This window comes from Microbacterium nymphoidis, assembly GCF_021044885.1.
GTDB classification, from domain to species: Bacteria; Actinomycetota; Actinomycetes; order Actinomycetales; family Microbacteriaceae; genus Microbacterium; species Microbacterium nymphoidis.
Genome location: NZ_JAJNOD010000001.1, coordinates 1,187,218 through 1,207,569, shown reverse-complemented (window position 1 = coordinate 1,207,569; position 20,352 = coordinate 1,187,218). Strand labels below are relative to the sequence as shown.

Annotated in this window: 16 protein-coding genes; 12 read left to right on the top strand and 4 right to left on the bottom strand. The window is 68.7% G+C overall.

Annotation, left to right across the window (positions count from 1 at the left end):
- Positions 1–65: 65 nt before the first annotated feature.
- From LQ566_RS05710 to LQ566_RS05665, 10 genes are all read left to right on the top strand, one after another.
- Positions 66–1,004 carry a carbohydrate ABC transporter permease gene (locus tag LQ566_RS05710; protein WP_231090641.1) on the top strand — a complete coding sequence of 313 codons (939 nt, stop codon included), beginning with the start codon at positions 66–68 and terminating at the stop codon, positions 1,002–1,004.
- Positions 1,004–1,906 carry a carbohydrate ABC transporter permease gene (locus LQ566_RS05705; protein ID WP_231090640.1) on the top strand — a complete coding sequence of 301 codons (903 nt, stop codon included), beginning with the start codon at positions 1,004–1,006 and terminating at the stop codon, positions 1,904–1,906. The genes LQ566_RS05710 and LQ566_RS05705 overlap by 1 nt, the downstream gene beginning before the upstream one ends.
- 2 nt (positions 1,907–1,908) lie before the next feature.
- Complete coding sequence (locus LQ566_RS05700; RefSeq protein ID WP_231090639.1) at positions 1,909–2,583, top strand: ferredoxin-NADPH reductase; 675 nt, start codon at positions 1,909–1,911, stop codon at positions 2,581–2,583.
- Positions 2,584–2,624: 41 nt separating this feature from the next.
- Positions 2,625–3,806 (top strand): glycoside hydrolase family 88 protein, encoded by a 1,182-nt coding sequence (locus LQ566_RS05695; protein WP_231090638.1) that lies wholly within the window; start codon positions 2,625–2,627, stop codon positions 3,804–3,806.
- Between the two features lie 4 nt (positions 3,807–3,810).
- On the top strand, positions 3,811–4,692 hold the full coding sequence (locus tag LQ566_RS05690) for a fumarylacetoacetate hydrolase family protein (RefSeq protein ID WP_231090637.1): 882 nt from the start codon (positions 3,811–3,813) through the stop codon (positions 4,690–4,692).
- Positions 4,689–5,453: a 2-dehydro-3-deoxy-D-gluconate 5-dehydrogenase KduD gene (gene kduD / locus LQ566_RS05685; protein ID WP_231090636.1), complete on the top strand. Its 765-nt coding sequence runs from the start codon at positions 4,689–4,691 to the stop codon at positions 5,451–5,453. Before LQ566_RS05690 ends, kduD begins: the two co-directional genes overlap by 4 nt.
- A gap of 32 nt (positions 5,454–5,485) precedes the next feature.
- Complete coding sequence (kduI, locus tag LQ566_RS05680; RefSeq protein WP_231090635.1) at positions 5,486–6,316, top strand: 5-dehydro-4-deoxy-D-glucuronate isomerase; 831 nt, start codon at positions 5,486–5,488, stop codon at positions 6,314–6,316.
- Complete coding sequence (locus LQ566_RS05675) at positions 6,313–8,130, top strand: glycoside hydrolase family 35 protein (protein ID WP_231090634.1); 1,818 nt, start codon at positions 6,313–6,315, stop codon at positions 8,128–8,130. Before kduI ends, LQ566_RS05675 begins: the two co-directional genes overlap by 4 nt.
- Before the next feature lie 328 nt (positions 8,131–8,458).
- Positions 8,459–8,938 (top strand): hypothetical protein, encoded by a 480-nt coding sequence (locus LQ566_RS05670; protein ID WP_231090633.1) that lies wholly within the window; start codon positions 8,459–8,461, stop codon positions 8,936–8,938.
- Between the two features lie 210 nt (positions 8,939–9,148).
- Positions 9,149–10,009, top strand: coding sequence for a sulfurtransferase (locus LQ566_RS05665; protein ID WP_231090632.1), 861 nt, complete (start codon positions 9,149–9,151; stop codon positions 10,007–10,009).
- A gap of 17 nt (positions 10,010–10,026) precedes the next feature.
- Here the strand turns inward: LQ566_RS05665 and LQ566_RS05660 are convergent, their stop codons facing one another.
- The 4 genes from LQ566_RS05660 to LQ566_RS05645 form a co-directional block, all read right to left on the bottom strand.
- The gene (locus tag LQ566_RS05660; protein WP_231090631.1) at positions 10,027–10,428 is read right to left on the bottom strand and encodes a VOC family protein; all 402 of its coding nucleotides are present in this window, start codon (positions 10,426–10,428) and stop codon (positions 10,027–10,029) included.
- A gap of 4 nt (positions 10,429–10,432) precedes the next feature.
- Positions 10,433–11,428 carry a permease prefix domain 1-containing protein gene (locus LQ566_RS05655; RefSeq protein ID WP_231090630.1) on the bottom strand — a complete coding sequence of 332 codons (996 nt, stop codon included), beginning with the start codon at positions 11,426–11,428 and terminating at the stop codon, positions 10,433–10,435.
- A gap of 1 nt (position 11,429) precedes the next feature.
- On the bottom strand, positions 11,430–11,765 hold the full coding sequence (locus LQ566_RS05650; protein ID WP_231090629.1) for a PadR family transcriptional regulator: 336 nt from the start codon (positions 11,763–11,765) through the stop codon (positions 11,430–11,432).
- 96 nt (positions 11,766–11,861) lie between these two features.
- A complete protein-coding gene (locus LQ566_RS05645) occupies positions 11,862–17,303 on the bottom strand; it encodes a fibronectin type III domain-containing protein (protein WP_231090628.1) in 5,442 nt (1,813 codons plus the stop codon).
- Positions 17,304–17,466: 163 nt separating this feature from the next.
- Here LQ566_RS05645 and LQ566_RS05640 point away from each other — a divergent pair, with 163 nt between their 5' ends.
- Complete coding sequence (locus LQ566_RS05640; protein WP_231090627.1) at positions 17,467–18,558, top strand: substrate-binding domain-containing protein; 1,092 nt, start codon at positions 17,467–17,469, stop codon at positions 18,556–18,558.
- A 146-nt stretch (positions 18,559–18,704) separates the two neighbouring features.
- Complete coding sequence (locus LQ566_RS05635) at positions 18,705–20,351, top strand: TIGR04028 family ABC transporter substrate-binding protein (protein WP_231090626.1); 1,647 nt, start codon at positions 18,705–18,707, stop codon at positions 20,349–20,351.
- Position 20,352 lies beyond the last annotated feature (1 nt).

Below are 20,352 nucleotides of genomic sequence, written 5' to 3'. Positions count from 1 at the left end.
CCCGGTGGCCGGCCCTGCGGGGCCGGCCACCCCTCCACCGTCCGTTTCGCAACCCGGAGGTCTTCATGACGTCTCCCGCCGCCACCCGCAAGGGCGGCACCGGAAAGGGTGAAACACTGCCCCGTCGCCGTTCGCGCCTCGCGCTGCGCAACGCGCTGATCGGGTGGAGCTTCATCCTGCCGAACTTCATCGGCTTCGCAGCCCTCACCCTCGTGCCGGTGATCGTGCTGTTCTACATGTCGCTCACCAACTGGAACGTGTTCGGGGGCAGCCAGTTCGTCGGCTTCGCCAACTTCACGCGCCTGATGGGTGACGGGAGCTTCCAGATCGCGTTCTGGAACACCATCTACTACTCGGTGATGCACATCCCGCTCACGATGATCGTGGCGCTGTCGCTCGCCCTGCTGCTGAACAACAAGATCCGCGGCGTCGCCTTCTTCCGCACCGCCGCGTTCTTCCCCTACATCACCTCGATCGTCGCGATCGCGCTGGTGTGGAACCTGCTCTTCAGCCCCGACGCCGGCCCGATCAACGAGATCCTGCGCGCCATCGGCATCCAGAACCCGCCCGGATGGCTCACCGATCCCGCCTGGGCCATGCCGTCGGTCGTCATCGTCAGCACCTGGCGCGACATGGGCTACTACATGATCCTGTTCCTCGCGGGCCTGCAGACCGTGCCGCGCGAGCTGCACGAAGCCGCACGCATGGACGGCGCGAGCACCTGGCAGCGCTTCGTCAACGTGACGCTGCCCGCGCTTCGTCCCACCACCTTCTTCGTGACCGTCATGCTCACGATCAACTCCTTCAAGGTGTTCGACCTCATCCTCGTGATGACCAAGGGCGGCCCGGGTCAGTCGACCCTTGTGATCAGCCAGTTCATCTACAAGAAGGGCTTCGAGGAGAACCAGTTCGGCTACGCATCCGCCGCGTCGGTCGCGCTGTTCTTCCTCTGCATCATCGTCACGATCATCCAGTTCTTCTGGAACAAGCGGAGGAGCGCCTGATGAGCGAGACCATGGCCGTCACCGTCGACAAGCGGAGCCTCCGCACCCTCGGCGACCGTTCCGTCGGCACCAAGCGGACGCGCCGCACCGTCGGTCGCGTGCTGCTGTACGCGGTGCTGATCGTGTTCGCGATCTTCCTGCTGGTGCCCTTCGCGTGGATGGTGCTCAGCTCCCTGAAGGCACCCAACGACGTCTTCTCCGTGCCCGTGAAGTGGCTGCCCGACATGTGGGTGTGGCAGAACTACGTGGACATCTGGACCAAGTCGAACATCCTGGTGTGGCTGCGCAACACGCTGCTGCTCGCGGTGGTCGTCACCACGCTGCAGATCCTCACCGGCTCATTCGCCGCATACGGATTCGCCCGGATGCGCTTCAAGGGACGCGACGCGCTGTTCCTGCTGTACATCGCCACCATCGCGGTGCCGTGGCAGTCGTACATGATCCCGCAGTTCATCCTGCTGTCCAACCTCAAGGTGTCCAACACCCTGTGGGCGATCATCCTGCTGCAGGCGTTCGGCGCGTTCGGCGTGTTCCTGATGAAGCAGTTCTACGAGACGATCCCGGAGGAGCTCAGCGAGGCCGCCCGCATCGACGGGCTCAGCGAGTACGCGATCTGGCGCCGCATCATGCTGCCGCTGTCGGTCCCCGCCATCGCGAGCCTCGGCCTGCTGACCTTCGTCAACACGTGGAACGACTATCTCGGACCCCTCATCTACCTCCGGAACCCGGATCTGTGGACCATGCAGCTGGGTCTGAAGAACTTCGTCTCGAACCTATACGACACCAACTACGCGCTGCTGTTCACGGGCCTCACCATCTCGGTGATCCCGATCGCGATCATCTTCATGCTCGGACAGAAGTACTTCGTCGAGGGCATCGCCACGAGCGGCATGAAGGGCTGATCATGAAGCGCATCCCGCACGGACTGTACGCGACCGTCTTCTCGGTGACCGCCCTCGGACTCATCGTGAACATGCTGCTGCTCGTCGGCGCCCTGCCGCTGGTGTTCCTGCTGATCACGACCGATCCGACCAAGTCCTGGCCGCTGCTCGCCGTCGCGCTGCCGCTCGCAGCACCGGCGCTGTGCGGGGCGTTCACCGCGTTCCGCGAGTACGGTCTGGGCGGTCTCGGACCCGTGCGGGCGTTCTGGCAGGGGGTGCGCACCGCCGGGCTGCGCGCCCTCGGCTGGGGCGTCGCGGTCACCGCCGTGCTGGTGGTTCTCCTCGTGGATGTGCGTGCGCTGTCGGGCACCGAGTTCGCCGCGGTCCTGGTGCCGCTGCTGCTCGTGCTCGCCGTGCTCGTCGCGGCGATCGGCATCGTCGGGCTCGTGGCCATCGCGGAGGTGCCCGGTGCCCGCTTCGGCGAGGTGCTGCGCTCGGCCGCCGTCCTCGCGGTGCGGCGCTGGTGGCTGACGCTGGCCACCCTGGTGATGCTCGCCGTCCAGTTCGCCGTGTTCACCACGGCTCCCGCTCTCGCCATCGGCATCACGGCAGCCCCGGTGCTGTACGTGGCCTGGTCCGGCTCCCGATACTCCCTGCGGCCGGTGCTCCCCGCCGAGCCCGCTCCCGCGTCGGCCTGACGCATCCGTCTTCGACGCCTCCTACAGAAAGCAGTTCCTCCATGACGTCTCCGTCCCGCGTGAGCATCGACACCGACGCCGCGATCACCGCCGTGCTCGACACGGTGCGCCGCACCATCGCCGCCTTCCCGCCCGCCGAGGGCGTCTTCCCCGACGACACCACGAACGACGGCGAGCATTACCCGCTGCGTCATGCCGAGAACGGCATCCCCGTCGGCGGCAACGGCGGATGGACCACGTCCTTCTGGCCGGGCATGGAGTGGATCGCGTACCAGCTGACCGGTGACGAGGAGTTCAAGACTGCCGGTCTCGCGCACCTGGCCGACTTCGCTCGTCGCGTGGACGCAGAGGAGGACCTGGAGACCCACGACCTCGGCTTCCTCTACACCCTCGCCGCGGTCGCTCCGTACCGCCTGCTGGGCGATGAAGAGGGACGTCGCGCCGCGCTGTCGGCAGCGAACCACCTGATGACCCGCTTCCTGGAGCCGGCCGGCATCATTCAGGCCTGGGGCACGCTGTCGGACCCCGAGCAGCGCGGTCGCACCATCATCGACAGCCTGATGAACCTGCCGCTGCTGTCGTGGGCGTACGAGCAGACCGGTGAGGAGCGCTTCGCCGACGCCGTCCGCCGTCACGCCACGCAGCTGCGCATCAACATCATCCGCGAGGACGACACCACCTTCCACACGTTCCACTGGGACCCGGAGACCGGTGAGGCCCTGCGCGGCACCACGGCCCAGGGCGCCGCGGACGACTCGTGCTGGGCTCGCGGCCAGGCCTGGGGTATCTACGGTTTCGCGCTGAACCACCGCGCCACCGGCGACCCGGAGCTGCTGGATGCCGCCTGGCGCTGCGCCGACTACTTCCTCGCTCACCTGCCCGAGGACCGCGTCGCCTATTGGGACCTCGTGTTCACCGACGGTTCCGGGGAGCCCCGCGACACGTCGTCGGCGGCGATCGCCGTGTGCGGCCTGTACGAGCTGGCCGACATCGAGGGCCCCGGGGCACGCTCCGAGCGTGCCATCGCGGCGGCCGACGAGATCCTCGCCTCGCTCATCGAGAAGTACCGTCCCACCTCTGCGGACGCTCACACCGTCCTCACCCAGAGCGTCTACAACAAGCGCAACGATCACGGTGTGGAGGAGGGATCGCTCTGGGGCGACTACTTCTTCTTCGAAGCGCTGGCCCGTCACGCCGACCCGGCCTGGCGCCCGGCGTGGTGACGGCATGCGTCTGATCCGTTTCACCACCGGCGGTGAGGTGCACACCGGCGCTCTCACTGCCACCGGTGAGGTCGTCGACCTCACCGGCCAGGGGCTGGCCGCAGATCTCATCGAGATCCTCGGCTCGGACGAGCTGCGCGCACGGGCCGCCGCGATCGTCGAGACCGCTCCGACCATCGCGCCCGACAGCATCGAGACGGTGCTCCCGGTGACGCCGGGGAAGGTGCTCGCCATCGGCTACAACTACCGCGGGCACGTGCCCCCGGGGGCCGACCCCACGGCGGATGATCCCGCCTTCCCCGACGTCTTCGTGAAGACGCCGAACACTCCGGTGTCGGCGTCCACGGGCGTGGTGGTGCCCGCGGTCGCCTCCGAGGTGGACTACGAGGGCGAGATCGGCCTGGTCATCGCCCGCCGTGCGCACCGGGTCCCGGTCGAGGAGGCACTGTCGCACGTCGGCGGGTACGTCATCCTCAACGATGTCTCAGCCCGCGACTGGCAGCGCAAGGGATCGCAGATGACCCTCGGCAAGTGCTTCGACGGCTTCCTGCCGATGAGCGACGTCGTCGTCACGCGTGACGAGATCGCCGACCCGCAGGACCTGCTCGTGGAGGTCGTGCGCGACGGCGAGGTGACGGTGTCGCAGTCCACCGACTCGATGATCTTCCCGATGGCGTTCCTGGTGCATCACCTGAGCCAGGCGATGACGCTCGAGGTGGGAGATGTGATCTCCACCGGCACCCCGCAGAAGCTGCCTGCGGCGCAGGACGCCCACCGGCACATCGTCGCCGGTGACGAGGTCACCGTCCGCGTGACAGGGTTGGGGGAGCTCGCCACCCGCTTCATCGCCGATTCCGACCGAACGAACACTGGAGTGAACGCATGATCCTGGACAGCTTCCGACTCGACGGGAAGGTGGCCATCGTCACCGGATCCAGCCGTGGGCTGGGGCAGGGCGCGGCTCTCGCGCTGGCAGAGGCCGGCGCCGACATCGCCCTGCTGAACCGCGGTGACGCCTCCGAGACCGCGGCTGCCATCGAGGCGATGGGCCGGCGTGTCCACAGCGTGCACGCCGACTTCGCCACCGCGACCTCCGCCGACATCGAGGCCGCCGTCGCCGAGATCGAGCGGGAACTCGGGCGCATCGACATCCTCGTCAACAACGCCGGCACGATCCGTCGCGCACCGGCGGCTGAGTACTCCGAGGACGACTGGAACGAGGTGCTCACGGTCAACCTCGACAGCGTGTTCCATCTCTCCCGTGCCGTCGGCAAGCGTCTGCTCGCCCAGGGCAGCGGCCGCATCATCAACGTGGCCTCGATGCTGTCGTTCCAGGGCGGCATCCTGGTGCCCGCGTACACCGCGTCCAAGCACGCCGTGGCCGGGCTCACCAAGGCGCTCGCCAACGAATGGGCCACGTCCGGAGTCACCGTGAACGCGATCGCGCCCGGGTACATGGCCACCGACAACACGGCCGCCATCCGCGCCGACGAGGCGCGTGAGGCGTCGATCGTCTCGCGCATCCCGATGGGCCGCTGGGGCACCCCGGCCGACCTGCAGGGCACGTTCGTCTACCTCGCATCCGACGCCGCCTCCTACGTCACCGGGACGATCATCCCGGTCGACGGCGGCTGGCTCGTCCGCTGACCCGCCGAGCTGACATCCCAGAAGGAGAAATCATGCAGCAGCGCTACGCCACCAACCCCGCCCAGATTCCGGGCATGACCACCGCGGAGCTCCGCGAGACTTACCTCATCCCCGAGGTCTTCGTCCCGGGCGAGATCTCGCTCACCTACACCCACCACGACCGCATCGTGCTCGGCGGCGCTCAGCCCGCTGGGCGCGTGCTGGAGCTGACCGGCTACCCCGAGATCCGCTCCGAGACCTTCCTCGAGCACCGCGAGCTCGGTGTCATCAACGTGGGCGGCGAAGGCGTCGTGACCGCAGACGGCGAGGAGTACACGCTGGTCTCCGGTGCATGCCTGTACCTCGGCCGCGGCATCGAGACCGTGTCCTTCCGCGATGCCGCCGGCGGATCGGGCGCGCAGTTCTATCTGTTCTCCGCCCCGGCCCACACCACGTACCCGACGCAGCTGGTGGCTCCGGGCGAGGGGACCGTGCGCGAGCTCGGCGACCAGCTCACCAGCAACCGTCGCACGCTCAACCAGTACATCCACGAGAACGGCATCCGCAGCTGCCAGATCGTCATGGGTGTCACCACCCTGCACCCGGGCTCCATGTGGAACACCATGCCGGCCCACACGCACGACCGCCGCACCGAGTGCTACCTGTACTTCGATCTGCCCGCCGACCAGCGCGTCGTGCACATCATGGGCGAGCGCGAGGAGACACGCCACCTGATGGTCGCCGACCGCCAGGCGGTCATCTCGCCGAGCTGGTCGCTGCACTCCGGCGTCGGCTCCGCCGCCTACTCGTTCGTCTGGGCGATGGCGGGGGAGAACCAGGCCTTCGACGACATGGACGCGGCCCCGATCGTCGACCTCAAGTGACCACGAACCCGCAGACGTTCACGATCGGCGAGGAGAGCTTTCTCCTCGCCGGTCGGCCGTTCCGGATCCTCGCGGGTGCGCTGCACTACTTCCGGGTGCATCCCGATCACTGGCGCGACCGCATCCGCAAGGCCCGGCTGCTGGGGCTCAACACCATCGAGACCTACGTGGCGTGGAACGCGCACGAACCGTATCGCGGGGAATGGGACGCCAGCGGTGGCCTCGACCTCGGCCGCTTCCTGGACATCGTCGCGGAGGAGGGGATGTACGCCATCGTGCGCCCCGGGCCCTACATCTGCGCGGAATGGCACGGCGGCGGGCTGCCCTCATGGCTCACGTCGATTCCGGGAATCGGGCTGCGCCGCAGCGAACCGCAATACCTCGCCATCCTCACGGAGTACCTGCGACGGGTCTACGACATCGTCGCTCCGCGGCAGATCGACCGCGGCGGGAACGTCATCCTGGTGCAGATCGAGAACGAGTACGGTGCCTACGGCGACGACAAGGAGTACCTGGCCGAGCTCGTCCGCGTGACCCGTGAGGCCGGCATCACCGTGCCGCTGACCACCGTGGACCAGCCCGAACCGCAGATGCTCCGCGACGGATCGCTGCCGGGGCTGCACCTGACCGGGTCCTTCGGCTCACGGGCGACGGAGCGACTGGCCACCCTGCGCGAACATCAGCCGACCGGACCGCTGATGTGCTCGGAGTTCTGGGACGGCTGGTTCGACTGGTGGGGCACGAAGCACCACACCACCTCCGCGGCCGAGTCGGCTCGCGAACTCGACGCCCTGCTCGCCGCGGGCGCCTCCGTGAACCTCTACATGTTCCACGGCGGCACCAATTTCGGCCTCAGCAACGGGGCGAACGACAAGGGCCGATACCTTCCGATCGTCACCTCGTACGACTACGACGCCCCGCTGTCGGAGTCGGGCGAGCCCACCGAGAAGTTCTGGGCGTTCCACGACGTCATCGCGAAGTATGCCGAGGTGCCCGAGACGGTGCCGGGCGCGGGGGCATCCGAGGCCGTCGGGTCCGGTACCGAGGCACACGCCGAGGGCGCCGCATCCGGCGTGCTTGCCGCCAGGGCCCCGGCGCCGGCGTTCGATGTCGCACTGACCCCCGCCGGTTCATGGATCGGCCGCTCCGCCGCGGGGACGTTCCCGCAGCCGCCGACCTTCGACGAGCTGGGCGTCCCGGGCGGGGTGCTCGTCTACACGACGGAGCTTCCCGCGGGCGCTGCGGGGATCCTCACTGTCGCGGAGATCCGCGATCAGGCGTGGGTGTCCGTCGATGGAATGCCGGTCGGCACCATCTCGCGCACCCGCTCGGAACGGAGCATCCGCATCCCCGCGGGCCGGCGTCTGACGATCCTCGTCGAGGAGCAGGGGCGCACCAACTACGGCCCGCGCATCGGCGAGGCGAAGGGCCTCATCGGTCCCGCCCTGCTCGACGGAGCCGAGCTGAGCGGGTGGGACGTAGAAGTGATCGCGGAGCGCGATCTGGTGGCACGGGCGAGCGTCCCCGGCCCGGTGGAGACGGCACTGATCGCACCGGTGTGGACGGGCGAGTTCGACCTCGCGGAGGCAGCGGATCTGTTCCTGGATGCCGCCGGGGCGCGCAAGGGCTTCGCATTCGTCAACGGTTTCTTCCTGGGCCGGTACTGGCGAAACGGTCCGCAGCGCACGCTCTACGTGCCGGCTCCGGTCACCCGCGCCGGCCGCAACACTGTGACGCTGCTGGAGCTGGAGCATCTCGATGCCCCCGCGCTCACCTTCGCCCCGCACCCTGTGCTCGGCCCCACCGACGAGTGATGCCGCCCACGGCGATCCCCGGTCTCACAAACTGTCGGCTTCCGAGTCGGGAGAGCCGTATGTGAGACCGGGGCTCGCTCTGGCCTCAGAACCTGTCGGCTGTCTGAGACGGGACAGCAGTATGTGAGACCGGGGCGCTGTGGTCTCAAAATCTGTCGGCTGTCCGAGACGGGACAGCAGCATGTGAAACCCGGGGATGCTGTGGTCTCAGAACCTGTCGGCTGTCTGAACCAGAACAGCAGTATGTGAGACCGGGCGCGGGCCGTTGTCTGAGCCGACGGCCACACCTGCGCACAGCAGGACTCATCGCCGCCGATAGGCTCGGGGGATGGCCTCCGTCCCCGTCACTGTGGCGATCGCCGGGCAGTCGCCCATTGCGGTACAGCGCCGGATCGACGGATGGCTGACGGCCACGCGCAGCGCGGGAACCTACCGTCGCCGCGGTGACCGGATCCGTGTGCTGCGGCGTTCGCTCGGCGCCGGGGTCTACCAGCTTCCGAGCGGCGTGGTCCTGGAGCTGCGCATGTTCGAGGCCGACGGTGGCACCCTCCTCACCGGGCGCGCTCGCACGCGGGCCATGGACACCGTGCTGGTGCTGATCTTCGGCGGCATCGCCGCCGGGATCTTCCTGCTGCCGCTGCTCGGCGCCGTGACCGGACAAATGCCGGGCGGCGCGGACATCGCCTGGGCCATCGGCGGCCTCGTGGTGTTCGGCGGCATCACCGTGGCGATGATGATCGCCGATCGTCGTCGGCTGCGGCACACCGTGCCGGAGATGACGCAGTCGCTGCTCGCCGACCTCGGCTGAGCCGTCCCGCCTTGCGCGAACGCATGATCGTGCCACCAATACATGACCCGTCGGCCGTACTCATCATGGATTCGAAGCATGATCATGCACTCGAGAGGCATCGGCACAGCGGAACACGGCGCATGCGCCCGGCAGCCCGCACATGACGCCGTGTGTCGGCGGGTGACGAAACACGGCCCTGGTCGGCCCGGGAATGTTCAGCATGGAAACATGGCTTCGCCCCTGATCTCCGTCACCGAACTCGCGGATCTGCTGCGGGACGGTGCCGAGGTCTGTGTGCTCGATGTGCGCTGGCGCCTCGACCAGCCGGAGGGGCGCCCCGAGTACCTCGACGGACATCTGCCCGGTGCCGTGTATGTCGACCTGGAGCGCGAGCTCGCCGAACACGGGCACCCCGAGCAGGGGCGGCATCCGCTCCCGAGCGATGACACCTTGCGGGCCGCGGTCCGCCGCTGGGGCCTGCGCCGCGGTGTCCCGGTCGTGGTCTACGACGACGTGCACTCCGTCGCCGCCGCCCGCGCCTGGTGGGTGCTCACGCACGCGGGGATCGCCGACATCGACGTGCGCGTGCTGGATGGCGGGCTGCGCGGCTGGGCGGCGGCCGGCTTCGGGCTGGAGACGGGAGACGTCCAGCCGCCGGTCGGCGATGCCGAGGTGGAGGGCTTCGGTGAGCAGCTGGGAATGGTGGAGACCGCCCGGTGGCCGCAGCACGGGGTGCTGCTGGACGTGCGATCCGCCGAGAGGTACCGCGGCGACCCCGATACGCATGACCCCGTGGCCGGGCACATCCCCGGGGCGAGGAACCTGCCGACCACCTATCACCTGAGCGGTGGTCGTTTCCGGTCGCCTGCGGAGATCCGCCGCAACTTCGCCTCACTGGGAGTCGATGACACCGTCCCGGTGGCGGCCTACTGCGGCTCGGGCATCGCCGCGGCGCACACGGTGCTGGCAGGCGCGGTGGCGGGGCTCGACGTCGCCCTGTACCCGGGGTCGTGGAGCCAGTGGTCCCGCACGCGTGGCCGCGAGGTCGCCCTCGGCATGACGCCCGCGCAGCGCATCCGCCGCGTCTGAGAAGGCGCCAGGAACGCTCAGTCGGCGCGCGGAGGGTTGTGCATGAACTCGAAGCGGATGCCGCTGGGATCCTCGACGAAGGACGCGTAGTAGCGCTCGTTGAAGCGGGGATACGGCTTCGGTGCGCGCACCTCGCTCCACCCGGCCTCCAGCGCCACCCGGTGCAGGCGCTCCACGTCCTCGCGGGAGTCCAGGGCGAAAGCGAGATGCTGCCAGCCGGACTCGCCGTGGCGGTGGAGGTCGCCGGGTTCGCGAGCCTGGAAGATGATCAGCTCGGTCTCATCGCCCTGGTGCCACGCCGCCGAATGGTCGTCGGCACCGCCGAACTCGTAACCGAGCGCCGTGAACACCGCCCCGAACTGCGTCAGCGCGCGGTCGAAGTCGACGACGGACATGCCGAGATGATCCACGAGTGCCATGGCGTCATCCTCTCATTCGCCCGCGGGCGCGCCATGCCTGACGCCACCCGTCGAAGCCATCCCACGCGCAGACGGCGATGATCGCGGCGCCCAGCAGCACTGCGAGGATGCGGAAGATCCCGCCCTCGTTCGCGGACTGCAGGTCGGCGTAATGGAAATCCGATCCACCGTGCAGCACGATGGCGGCGATGATCTCGGGATTGATCAGCTGGCCGGTGGAGATCAGCCACAGCGAGACAGCGGCGAAGGCCACGGCCAGCACGGTGTTCGCTGACGCCGTCGCCGCGCTCCACCGCCGCTTCCGGAACACCGCGACGGCAACGGCCGCCTCGCCGAGCACGATCCCGAGGAAGACCAGCATCCACACCGGCCAGAGCCCGGGGTGCAGCACCGGGACGATCTCGCCGTCGAGCACGACGAATCCGCGGAACCGATCCCACAGCACCGCTGCGATCGACGCCCCCAGGAAGACGAGCGATCCCACCAGGTGCGACACGCTCGCACTGTCCTCCCGCGCCTCTGGCAGCTGATCCACGGTCCAGGTCGGGGCGGGGTCCCCGCCGACGCGCTCCAGGAGGGCGAAGACCAACGTCACCCAGAAGCACACGTGCACGACCACCGAGATACCCACCCCCACCGCGGTGCCGATGATCTGCCCGCCGGGGGCGTTGGAGATGCTGAGACCGAGGGCGACTGCGGCCATCACGCTCAGGGGAACGATCCACAGCAGCAGCTTCAGCAGGCGCCACCATGTCATGAAGTAGCGCGGGCCGATGAGGTGCAGCGGCCGATCCGCATATCCTGCGGCGAGCACTCCCGGATCCCCGAGCGCGTTGAGCACCGCCCGTTCCGCATCGTCCGCGGACTCACCCTGCTCCAGCCGCGCCTCGACGGCGTCGGCGATGGACGTGGCCAGCTCCTCGCGGACATCCTCCTGGAGGTGCGGACGCAGGGTTCGCACGGTGGCGTCGATGTAGCGATCGGTCAGGGTGGCAGCCATGTCAGTTCTCCTTATCGTGCGTCAGCGCCGCGACGGCGTCTGTGAGTGCGAGCCACTCGCGGGTGAGGGTGTCGGCGAGATCGGCGCCCGCGGCAGACGTGCGGTAGAACTTGCGGGGACGTGTCTCGTCGGTGTTCCACTCGCTGACGAGGTGGCCCTGCTTCTCCAGACGCCGCAGCAGCGGGTAGAGGGTGTTCGCATCGGTGGGGAAGCCGGCGTGCTCGAGCTGTTCCAGGAGCGCGTACCCGTAGCCCGGCGTACGCAGCAACTGCAGGCACGCCAGCACCACGGTGCCGCGACGCAGCTCCTGCAGATGGATGTCGGTCGATTCGAGCATGGCTACACAATACTGTGTGATGCACACTATTGTCACCTGTGTGGGAGCAGCAGTGCCCCGGTCCCGTCAGGACGGGACCGGGGCACGGCGATGAGGCTACTTCGTGACCTTCACGGTGAGTGGTGCGCTCGTGGTGGTGCCTGCGGCGTTCGTGAACTCGACGGTGTACACGTAGGTGCCCTTCGGTTTGCCCGAGACCGTCGTGGTCGCGCGCTGCGCGGCCGGGGTCGCCGCGGTCAGCGTGCCCGCGGCGATCTCCGTGCCGTCCTCCAGGAAGCGGTACGAGGTGGCGTTCATGCCCCACCAGAGATCCGCGGTGAGCGTGAAGGTGCTTGCTCCGCCCTTCGCGTTCGACGACAGCGTCGGCTTGCCGGGGTTGGCGTCGGTGACCTTCACGGTGAGCGGCTTCGTCGCGGTCGTACCCTTCGAGTTCACCAGCTCACCCGTGAACACGTACGTGCCGTTGCCGAGCCCAGAGATGTCGACGGTGGCGCGCTGCGCCTGCGGGCTGTTCATCGTCAGCGGCACGGTGGCGACCGGCTCCCCGTCGCGGAACAGACGGAACAGCTGCGCGTTCTCCCCCCACCACAGATCCATGGTGAGCGTGAACGTGCCGTCCTTCAGTCCGGTGTCCCAGCCGTCGTTCGACGACAGCGCGCCGACGCCGGGTGCGGTTGTCGCGTTATCGGGGCCGACCTCGGGCAGGGTGATCTCCGCGGTGGCGGCCGACCGCTCGCTCGTGCCGATCGCGTTCACCGCGACCACCTCGTACGCGTGGGTCGAACCGTGCTCCAGGCCCGTGATCGTGCAGGACGTCTCGGTGGTCTCGCACACCACCGTGTCGGTGCCCGCGGCGAACACGCGATAGCCGATGAAGCCGGGACCCGCTGGCGCCGAAGCTGTCCAGGAGACGGCCACCGAGGTGTCGGAGGCCGCGACCGCCGACGCCTCGGACGGTGCGCCCGGGAGCGTCTGATCGGCGACGGCGAGCCACGAGATCACCGGCTTTTCGCCCCCGGCACCCTCGTTCGTCACCACGTACTCCACGGTGGCGGGAGCATCGAGGGTGAACGTGAGGTCCGCGGTGAGACGCGGTGCCGAACCCGACAGCGCGATGTTGCCCTTCGCGAGTTCCACCCCGCCGGCCGACACCGTGTGGTTCATGGTGCGGGTGACGTTCCACCACTCCGTGAACCCGCCGGTGAGCGTGTACGTGCCGGCATCCAGCGGAAGCCGGTAGATGAGACGCGTGGTGTCCTGGTACAGGCCGGTCGAGAACTTGTCGGTGATGTCCGTGGCGCCCTTCGTCTTCATGCCGTCGGCGACGTAGCCCCACGAGCCGGCGTCGGGGGAGACCCGGTCCACCGCATCGTTGCGCAGTGCCGCCGCGCCGGCCACCGCCGTGTACGCGGGGGAGTCGGCGCCACTCGTTCCGGCGTCGATGAAGTACACCGGCGCCGCGGGAATCACCTCGTACCGCGCGATCACGGCCTGCGCGCCGTCGGCGAGCCGGCCAGTCACGCGAAGCGTGTCGTAGACCGCACGCTTCGCCGTGACCGATGCCTCATCCCACACGACGGGGTGAGCGGTTCCCGCGACGTCAACCGTCTCGGGAAGGTCGCCCGTGACGCCGATGGCACCCAGGACGCCGAGATCACGTGGCAGCCGCTGGACCGCGACGAGGGCGAGGCGGCCGTTGTAGCCGCTCGTGCCGTTCGTGCCGAACTCCACGGTGACGACGCCATCCGTCTCCAGCGTGATGGGCTGGGCGATCGGGGTGGCGGTACCGGTGGAGGTCGCCGTCTTCGTGGTGGCGGCGACGCCCGGTCCCGAGACCTTCGTGTAGACGTTGGTGGTGAGTCCTGCGCGTGGTGCTTGTACGGCGACCACGTTGTAGGAACCGGCGGGCAGCGTCAGCCGATAGGTCACCGGCTTGTTGTAGTCCACCCCGAGGTAGGACGAACCCCAGTCCTGGGGGTTGCCCGCATCGGCGGCGGTGGCTGCAGTGGTGTAACCCCACGTGAGGCCCGCGCCCGTGCCATCCCACTTCTGGTCGGCGACCGCGTTGCGTAGCTCCGGGAAGGCCGCCAGCGCCGCGGCCTGCACCGAACCGGTCGCCGCACCGGACGAGCCGGAATCGATGAAGTACTCGAGATCCGCCGGGACGACGATCACGCGCGCGGTGAAACGCTGATACAGGCCGTTGTCCAGCTTCGCCGTGGTGCGTCCGGTGGCCGTGAAGGCGCCGAGCTCCGCGGTGGTGGCGGCGCTCTCGCGGGCGCTCAGCGCCCAGGTCACGGGCAGAGCGCCCTCAGCCAGCGCCAGCTCGGCGGGCAGTGCCCGCGCGCCGGACGTGATGGCGAGCACGCCCAGGTCACGGACATCGGGGCTGACGTCCTTCGGCACGAGACGATCGATGGCTGCCGTCAGCCGCGCACCGAGGGCGAGAGCACCCTCCGCGTCCAGGCCGAAGGCGCGTGGGTCGGCGACGGCGTCGCGGGCGTCGGTCAGGATCGACGCGAACACCGCCCAGGTCTCGGGAGAGTACTCGGTCTCGGCGAGCTGTGCCGCTGCCTCGACAGCGGCGGCCAGCGTGCTGGTGTCCACCGCAGCGGAATCGGCCGTCGCCGTGATCACGCCGACGGCGTCGACGTTGATGGAGGCGGTGTTCGCGGTCCGGATCGTGACGGTGTGCTGACCGTCGCGGAGACCTCGCAGCTGATAGGCGGTGCGCTCGCTGCCCGCGCTCCACGTGGGCGCGCCGGCGACGACGTCGACGCCGTCGACGATCACGTCCAGCGTCGGAGCGCCGGAATTGGTGCCGATGATGTCGAGTCCGGTGCCGGTGAACGCATATGTCATCGACGCGCCCTTCGCCGTGGACTTGGACGCGGTGCGCTGCCACTCGTACATGCCCTGACCGTTGACGTGGCTCCAGTTCGCGTCGAACTGCAGCACCGGCACCGAGGTGTCGGCCCAGCTGGTCTGGTGCATGCCGTCGATCATGGCGGTGTACCAGGGCGTGTAGCCGGGCACGGTGGTGACCTTCAGGTTGTCGAACTGCACGAACGTGAAGCCCGAACCCAGCTGGATCCGTCCCGTGGCCTGCGGAGCGGCATCGGTGTAGCTGGCGATCTCGACGCCGTTGACGGAGGCGGTATACACCGCACCGGCGACGCGGACGGAGATCGTGTTCCAGACACCGGCGCCGGTGCGGAAGGCCGCCTCCGGGACGGTGGTCAGCGTGCCGCTGGCGACCGACGTCCCGAAGCGCAGCAGGCTCCAGGCGCCGGCCGGATCCACCCGCAGCTCGGCGGCCGACACGTTCTGGCCGTTGGCCGTGCCGCCCTGCTCGCGTGCGCCGATGGTGGCGTAGGCCGACGCGGTGCTCTCGAACAGCACGTCCGCCGAGACGGTGTAGTTCGCCCAGCGGGCATCGCCGATCGTGGTCTTCGGGTCACCGCCGTTCCAGGCGCCGCCGGCCATGCCGGGGCCCACCTGCTGACGGAGCACCCGGCCGTGGGAGGCATCGTCGGTGGCCACCGACTCGAACGCGCCATTGGTGTCGTTCGTGTATCGCGGGACCACTCCCGCGCGCACCGCCGAGGTGCCGGGCGTGCCGGCCGGCGACGCACCCGCGCCGCGGGCGTCGAGGAACGAGACGCCGGAATCCACGAGCTGACCGGTCGCGGGGTCGTAGCCGGAGATGGTGGGCAGGCCGGCGTAGTCGAAGTCGTCGGCGTACAGGAACTCGTCGTCCGTGACGCCGTTCACCGCACCGGTGGCGTCGGTGTCGAGGACGTCGCGGCCGCCCTCGGCGGAGGTGTACTCCGCCGACGTCGGCAGCGTGTTGCCGAAGCCCTCGCGAGGGGCGAGCGTGCCGTCGGCACCGGCCACCGCGTGGTCGAGGGTGGTGAGGGTGACGGCGGACCAGGGCTTCACCGTCACGGTGTAGGCGCCGCCGTTCGGGGCGATCTCGGCGATGGGACGCACGTAGTTCGCGTCGTAGCGCTGACCCGCATCGGCCGCGCGCGTCTCCCACACCTCCGCGGTGGCGTCGGCCCCCAGTGCGAGATCCTGCGCGATCACCCGGTACGTCCTCGTGAAGCTGCTGTCGTTGACGATCACCGTCGAGAAGTCTGAGGCGTCGGGGGCGGCGAGCGTGGTGAACGAGTTGCCGCCGGCGCGGGCGCCGCTCGGCGGATTGCCGGTCCCCAGCGTGCTGCCGGAGGCCTGCGGGATCGCCCGCCAGATTCCCGCGGTGTTATCCGCGTTCTCCCATCCGAGCGTCGCGAACTGCGTGAACTGCGCCAGCACCGCCAGCCCGCCGTCGTAGTAGGTCCACCCCGACCAGGGGTCCCGGGCGCTGACCAGTTCCTTGGACGAGTACTGGAAGCCGTCGTAGAACGAGCCGATCGCGGGCTGGAAGATGTTCATCGTCCGACGCGACGCGGCGAACCCGGTCGTGATCCAGTTGCCCATCTCCAGGGCGCTGTTCGTGCCGCCGAAGGACGTGCCGACACCGCCCTGCTCATCGCTGGCGTTGTTGTTCGGCCGGTCCGCGGAGTTCGAGAACGTCGACTGACCCTCGGAGTTCCACACCTCCTGATCGAATTGCTCCGCGAACTTCTTGAGGTTTCCGGCGCTGTCATCTGCACTGGAGTAGTGGAAGCCGACGACGTCCACGGCGTCTCGCAGCGAGGAGTCGCTCCCCGTGAGTGCGTTGCCGAACGACGTCGGCGGGGTTCCGACGGTGTCCGCAGCCACCGTCCGGATCGCCCGGTAGCGCTCGCCCTCCTCGGCGGAGGCGAAGCCGTTGTTCGGGTCGTCCGACGTGGCTCCCTCGTAGCCCTTCGTATCGTTGCGCAGCCAGGAGGAGAAGTCCTTGTAGAGCTGGATCTCCGGGTTGGACGTCTCGTTCGCGTCGGGGTTGATGGAATCCACCATCACGCCGTACTCGCGGTACGCCGCCAGCACGGTGTTCTTGAACCACACGTACTGATCCTGGTGCGAGGTGACCCAGGCGGGGCGGTTCCAGCGCAGGATGCTGACGTGCACGTCCCCGTGAGCGACGAGCTGGGCGTCGGCTGCCAGCTGGAAGCCGGGCTCGCGCTGCACGTTCGGGTACTCGTCCCGGCTCCGCATGGTGGCGGGGTTCGGACCCGTCGAGGTGTTGCGGTCGTTTCCCATCTCGATCTTGACGGTGTTCATGAGCGGGTGATCGCCGCCGAACAGGGTCTCGATGAGCTCCCAGTACTTGTCGGGGTGCTGCGCCTTGTAGTCCAGCAGCAGCGCGCTGGTGGAGTTGGCGCTCAGCACGCCGAATCCCTTGAAGGTGAGGCCGTTGACGTTCTTCGCCGCCGCCGCCACGTCGGCGCCGGTGACGGTCACCGTGACGGTGTCCGCCGGTGCGGCCATCGCGCTGGTGGGCACCAGCAGCGGAGCCGCGATCAGCGCGGCGCTCGCAGCCGCGATCCAGGATCGCCGCGGCCGGGCCCGGCCCTCGCGGCCTCGTCGATCGTTCTGCGGACGGGGCATCCTCGCCTCCGACATGGGCACTCTCCCTTACGGCGCTCACGCATCATGGGCACGACTGCGTGCCCTTCGCCGATCCTGACCGGTGTCGCGGGCGATTTCCATTCAAACGTTCACAAACGTTCATGCTTGATCGAAAACAATCAGATCACTACGCTGACCAGACATGGCCTCCTCCGACACCCCCGCCTTCGGCCTGGCTCGCCGGGAGCGCATCCTGGACGAACTGCGCCGCACGGGATCGGTGCGCGTCGCCGACCTCGCCGAGCAGTTCGGGGTGTCCGACCTCACCATCCGGCGCGACATCGGGCAGCTGGCCGATCGCGGCCTCCTCACGCGGGTCCACGGCGGAGCGACGCTGCGCAGCCGTCTGGACACCACGGTGCCTGCGGCAGCGTCCGGCACCCGTTTCCGCGTGGGCATGGTGGTGCCGTCGCTCAGCTACTACTGGCCGCACGTGATCATCGGTGCGCGAGCCGCGGCCACCGAGCTTGGCGTGCAGCTGGTCCTGCGCGGAGCCAGCTACGCGGTGGCTGATCAGCGGCGTCAGATCGACGCGCTCGCGGCGGCCGGGGAGGTGCACGGGCTGATCGTCGCACCCGAGACGAGCGGCCCTGACGGACGCGCTCTGCTTCACCGTCTGGAGACGCTGGCGACCCCCGTGGTGCTGGTGGAAAGACGCGCGCCCACCGCACTCGCCCTGCCGAGCCTCGAGTGCATCACCACGGACCACGTGTTCGGCGGTGCCCTCGCGGCTGATCATCTCGCCTCCCGGGGCCACCGGCGCGTCGGCATCATCACCTCGTCCGGATCTCCGACGTCGGTGCCGTTGCGTCACGGGTGGAACCGCGCGGTCGCCGATCTCGGACTGGAATGCGCGGTGGACGTCGACGCGGCCCTCGACGACCCCTCCAGCACGTCGCGGGAGTCGGCGGTGGTGTCGATCCTGGACCAGTGCCGCGCGACGGGAACCACGGCACTGCTCATCCACAACGATCCGCAGGCCGTGATGCTGGAGCAGTACGCCGTCGACCACGGCTGGTCGATCCCGGGCGATCTCGCCATCATCGCCTACGACGACGAGGTGGCCTCCAGCGGCAGCCCGCCCATCACCGCGCTCAGCCCGCCGAAGCAGCACATCGGCCGCCTTGCCGTGGAAATGATGGTCGAGCGCCTCACCGGCGGCCCCGACCTCCCGGTGCGGCGCACGTCGGTGCTCCCTGTGCTCCACCCTCGCGAGTCGACCGCCGCCCCCTGAGGCGACGAATGTGACGCGGGACGGCGGCGTGTGACGGCGCATTGCGGAACGTGAACGAGGGTGACACAGACGCGCATCCCCGAGGGGAGCAGATTCCTAACGTGGGGGAACGGTCGGACTGACCGAACCCTTCCACAGGAGAATCCATGCCCCGTCATTCAGCACGTGCCACAGCCGCCGCTCTCGCCGCCGTCACCGCCCTGATGATGGTGGGATGCTCGTCCCAGGGGTCGTCTGGCGGAACGACCGCGTCCGCATCGGCGAATGCCGGCGAGCCGGTACAGGGCGGCACGCTCACCTACCTGGAGTACCAGCCGTACACGAACCTCTACCCGCCGCAGGCCGGCTTCTACCCGAACGGTGCGCTGGTGGGCAACATCACCGACCGTCTCACCTGGCAGGACCCCGAGACGCTGGAGATCCAGCCGTGGATCGCCACGGACTGGACCATCAACGACGACGCCACGGAGTACACGTTCAACCTGCGCCCCGGAGTCACCTTCTCCGACGGCACACCGCTGGACGCCGCCGTGGTCGCGAAGAACTTCGACGTCTTCGGCAAGGGTGACTCCGCCAAGGGACTCACCATCTCGGAGGCCGTGAACAACTACGAATCCAGCGAGGTGGTCGACGCCGACACGGTGACCTTCCACTTCAGCGCTCCGTCGCCCGGATTCTTGCAGGCGACGTCCACCATCACCTCGGGCCTCCTCTCCTCCGCCACCCTCGACCGCAAACTCGAGGACTTCGGTGCGGGCAATGCCACTGACATCATCGGATCCGGTCCGTTCGTGATCGACTCCGAGAAGATCGGCACCGAGGTGCACCTGGCGGCGCGCGAGGACTACGACTGGTCTCCGGCCGAGAAGGAGCACCAGGGACGTCCGTACCTCGACGACATCAAGCTGCTCGTGACGCCGGAGGACAGCGTGCGCATCGGCTCGCTGCTGTCTGGACAGGCCGACTACGTCCGTTACGTCCAGGCCTTCGACGAGCCCCGCGTGGAATCCGCCGGCTTCCAGGTGTTCGCCCCGCAGACCCGCGGCGTGAACAACTCCCTCAGCCTGCGCTTCACCAACCCGCTCCTCAGCGACCTCAAGGTGCGCCAGGCGCTCGTGGCCGGTGTCAACGCCCAGGAGGTCGTCGACACGATCTTCACGCAGAACTACCCCGTCGCCACCTCCGTGCTGAGTTCGTCGGCGCTGGGGTACAAGGACGAGTCCTCCTTCTACACCTACGACCCCGACAAGGCGAAGAAGCTGCTGGACGAGGCCGGCTGGACCCCCGGCTCCGACGGGATCCGCACCAAGGACGGGCAGCGACTGGAACTGCCGGTCTACGAGGCGAAGCCGCAGCCGCTGTCGAAGCAGACGCTGGAGCTGGTCTCCCAGCAGCTGAAGGCCATCGGCGTGGACCTGCAGGTGAAGTCCGCCGACGCGGGAAGCTACGCCGAGGACATCCTCGACCCGCTGAAGACGCCGCTGTACCACTCGATGGTCGGTCGCGCCGATCTGGATGTGATCAAGAGCCAGTTCTCCTCGAAGAACCGCAACGTGCTCCGCTCGGACGACCAGCACCTCGACGACCTGCTGACCGCGGTCGCCTCGGAGCCGGACCCCGCCAAGCGCGTCGCCGCATCCGAGGCCGTGCAGGACTACATCGCCGAGCAGGCCTACGTGATCCCGCTGTTCGAGGAGCCGCAGGTGTACGGCGCGGCCACCTACGTCCACGGCATCGAGTTCGAGTCCGTCGCCCGGCCCGTCTTCGCGGACGTCTGGCTCGAGAAGCGGTGAT

Excerpts from the sequence above, each read along its gene's own strand:
- LQ566_RS05710 (WP_231090641.1), top strand. The coding sequence starts at position 66 with ATGACGTCTCCCGCCGCCACCCGCAAGGGCGGCACCGGAAAGGGTGAA.
- LQ566_RS05705 (WP_231090640.1), top strand. The coding sequence starts at position 1,004 with ATGAGCGAGACCATGGCCGTCACCGTCGACAAGCGGAGCCTCCGCACC.
- LQ566_RS05700 (WP_231090639.1), top strand. The coding sequence starts at position 1,909 with ATGAAGCGCATCCCGCACGGACTGTACGCGACCGTCTTCTCGGTGACC.
- LQ566_RS05695 (WP_231090638.1), top strand. The coding sequence starts at position 2,625 with ATGACGTCTCCGTCCCGCGTGAGCATCGACACCGACGCCGCGATCACC.
- LQ566_RS05690 (WP_231090637.1), top strand. The coding sequence starts at position 3,811 with ATGCGTCTGATCCGTTTCACCACCGGCGGTGAGGTGCACACCGGCGCT.
- kduD (WP_231090636.1), top strand. The coding sequence starts at position 4,689 with ATGATCCTGGACAGCTTCCGACTCGACGGGAAGGTGGCCATCGTCACC.
- kduI (WP_231090635.1), top strand. The coding sequence starts at position 5,486 with ATGCAGCAGCGCTACGCCACCAACCCCGCCCAGATTCCGGGCATGACC.
- LQ566_RS05670 (WP_231090633.1), top strand. The coding sequence starts at position 8,459 with ATGGCCTCCGTCCCCGTCACTGTGGCGATCGCCGGGCAGTCGCCCATT.
- LQ566_RS05665 (WP_231090632.1), top strand. The coding sequence starts at position 9,149 with ATGGCTTCGCCCCTGATCTCCGTCACCGAACTCGCGGATCTGCTGCGG.
- LQ566_RS05660 (WP_231090631.1), bottom strand. The coding sequence starts at position 10,428 with ATGGCACTCGTGGATCATCTCGGCATGTCCGTCGTCGACTTCGACCGC.
- LQ566_RS05655 (WP_231090630.1), bottom strand. The coding sequence starts at position 11,428 with ATGGCTGCCACCCTGACCGATCGCTACATCGACGCCACCGTGCGAACC.
- LQ566_RS05650 (WP_231090629.1), bottom strand. The coding sequence starts at position 11,765 with ATGCTCGAATCGACCGACATCCATCTGCAGGAGCTGCGTCGCGGCACC.
- LQ566_RS05645 (WP_231090628.1), bottom strand. The coding sequence starts at position 17,303 with ATGCCCCGTCCGCAGAACGATCGACGAGGCCGCGAGGGCCGGGCCCGG.
- LQ566_RS05640 (WP_231090627.1), top strand. The coding sequence starts at position 17,467 with ATGGCCTCCTCCGACACCCCCGCCTTCGGCCTGGCTCGCCGGGAGCGC.
- LQ566_RS05635 (WP_231090626.1), top strand. The coding sequence starts at position 18,705 with ATGCCCCGTCATTCAGCACGTGCCACAGCCGCCGCTCTCGCCGCCGTC.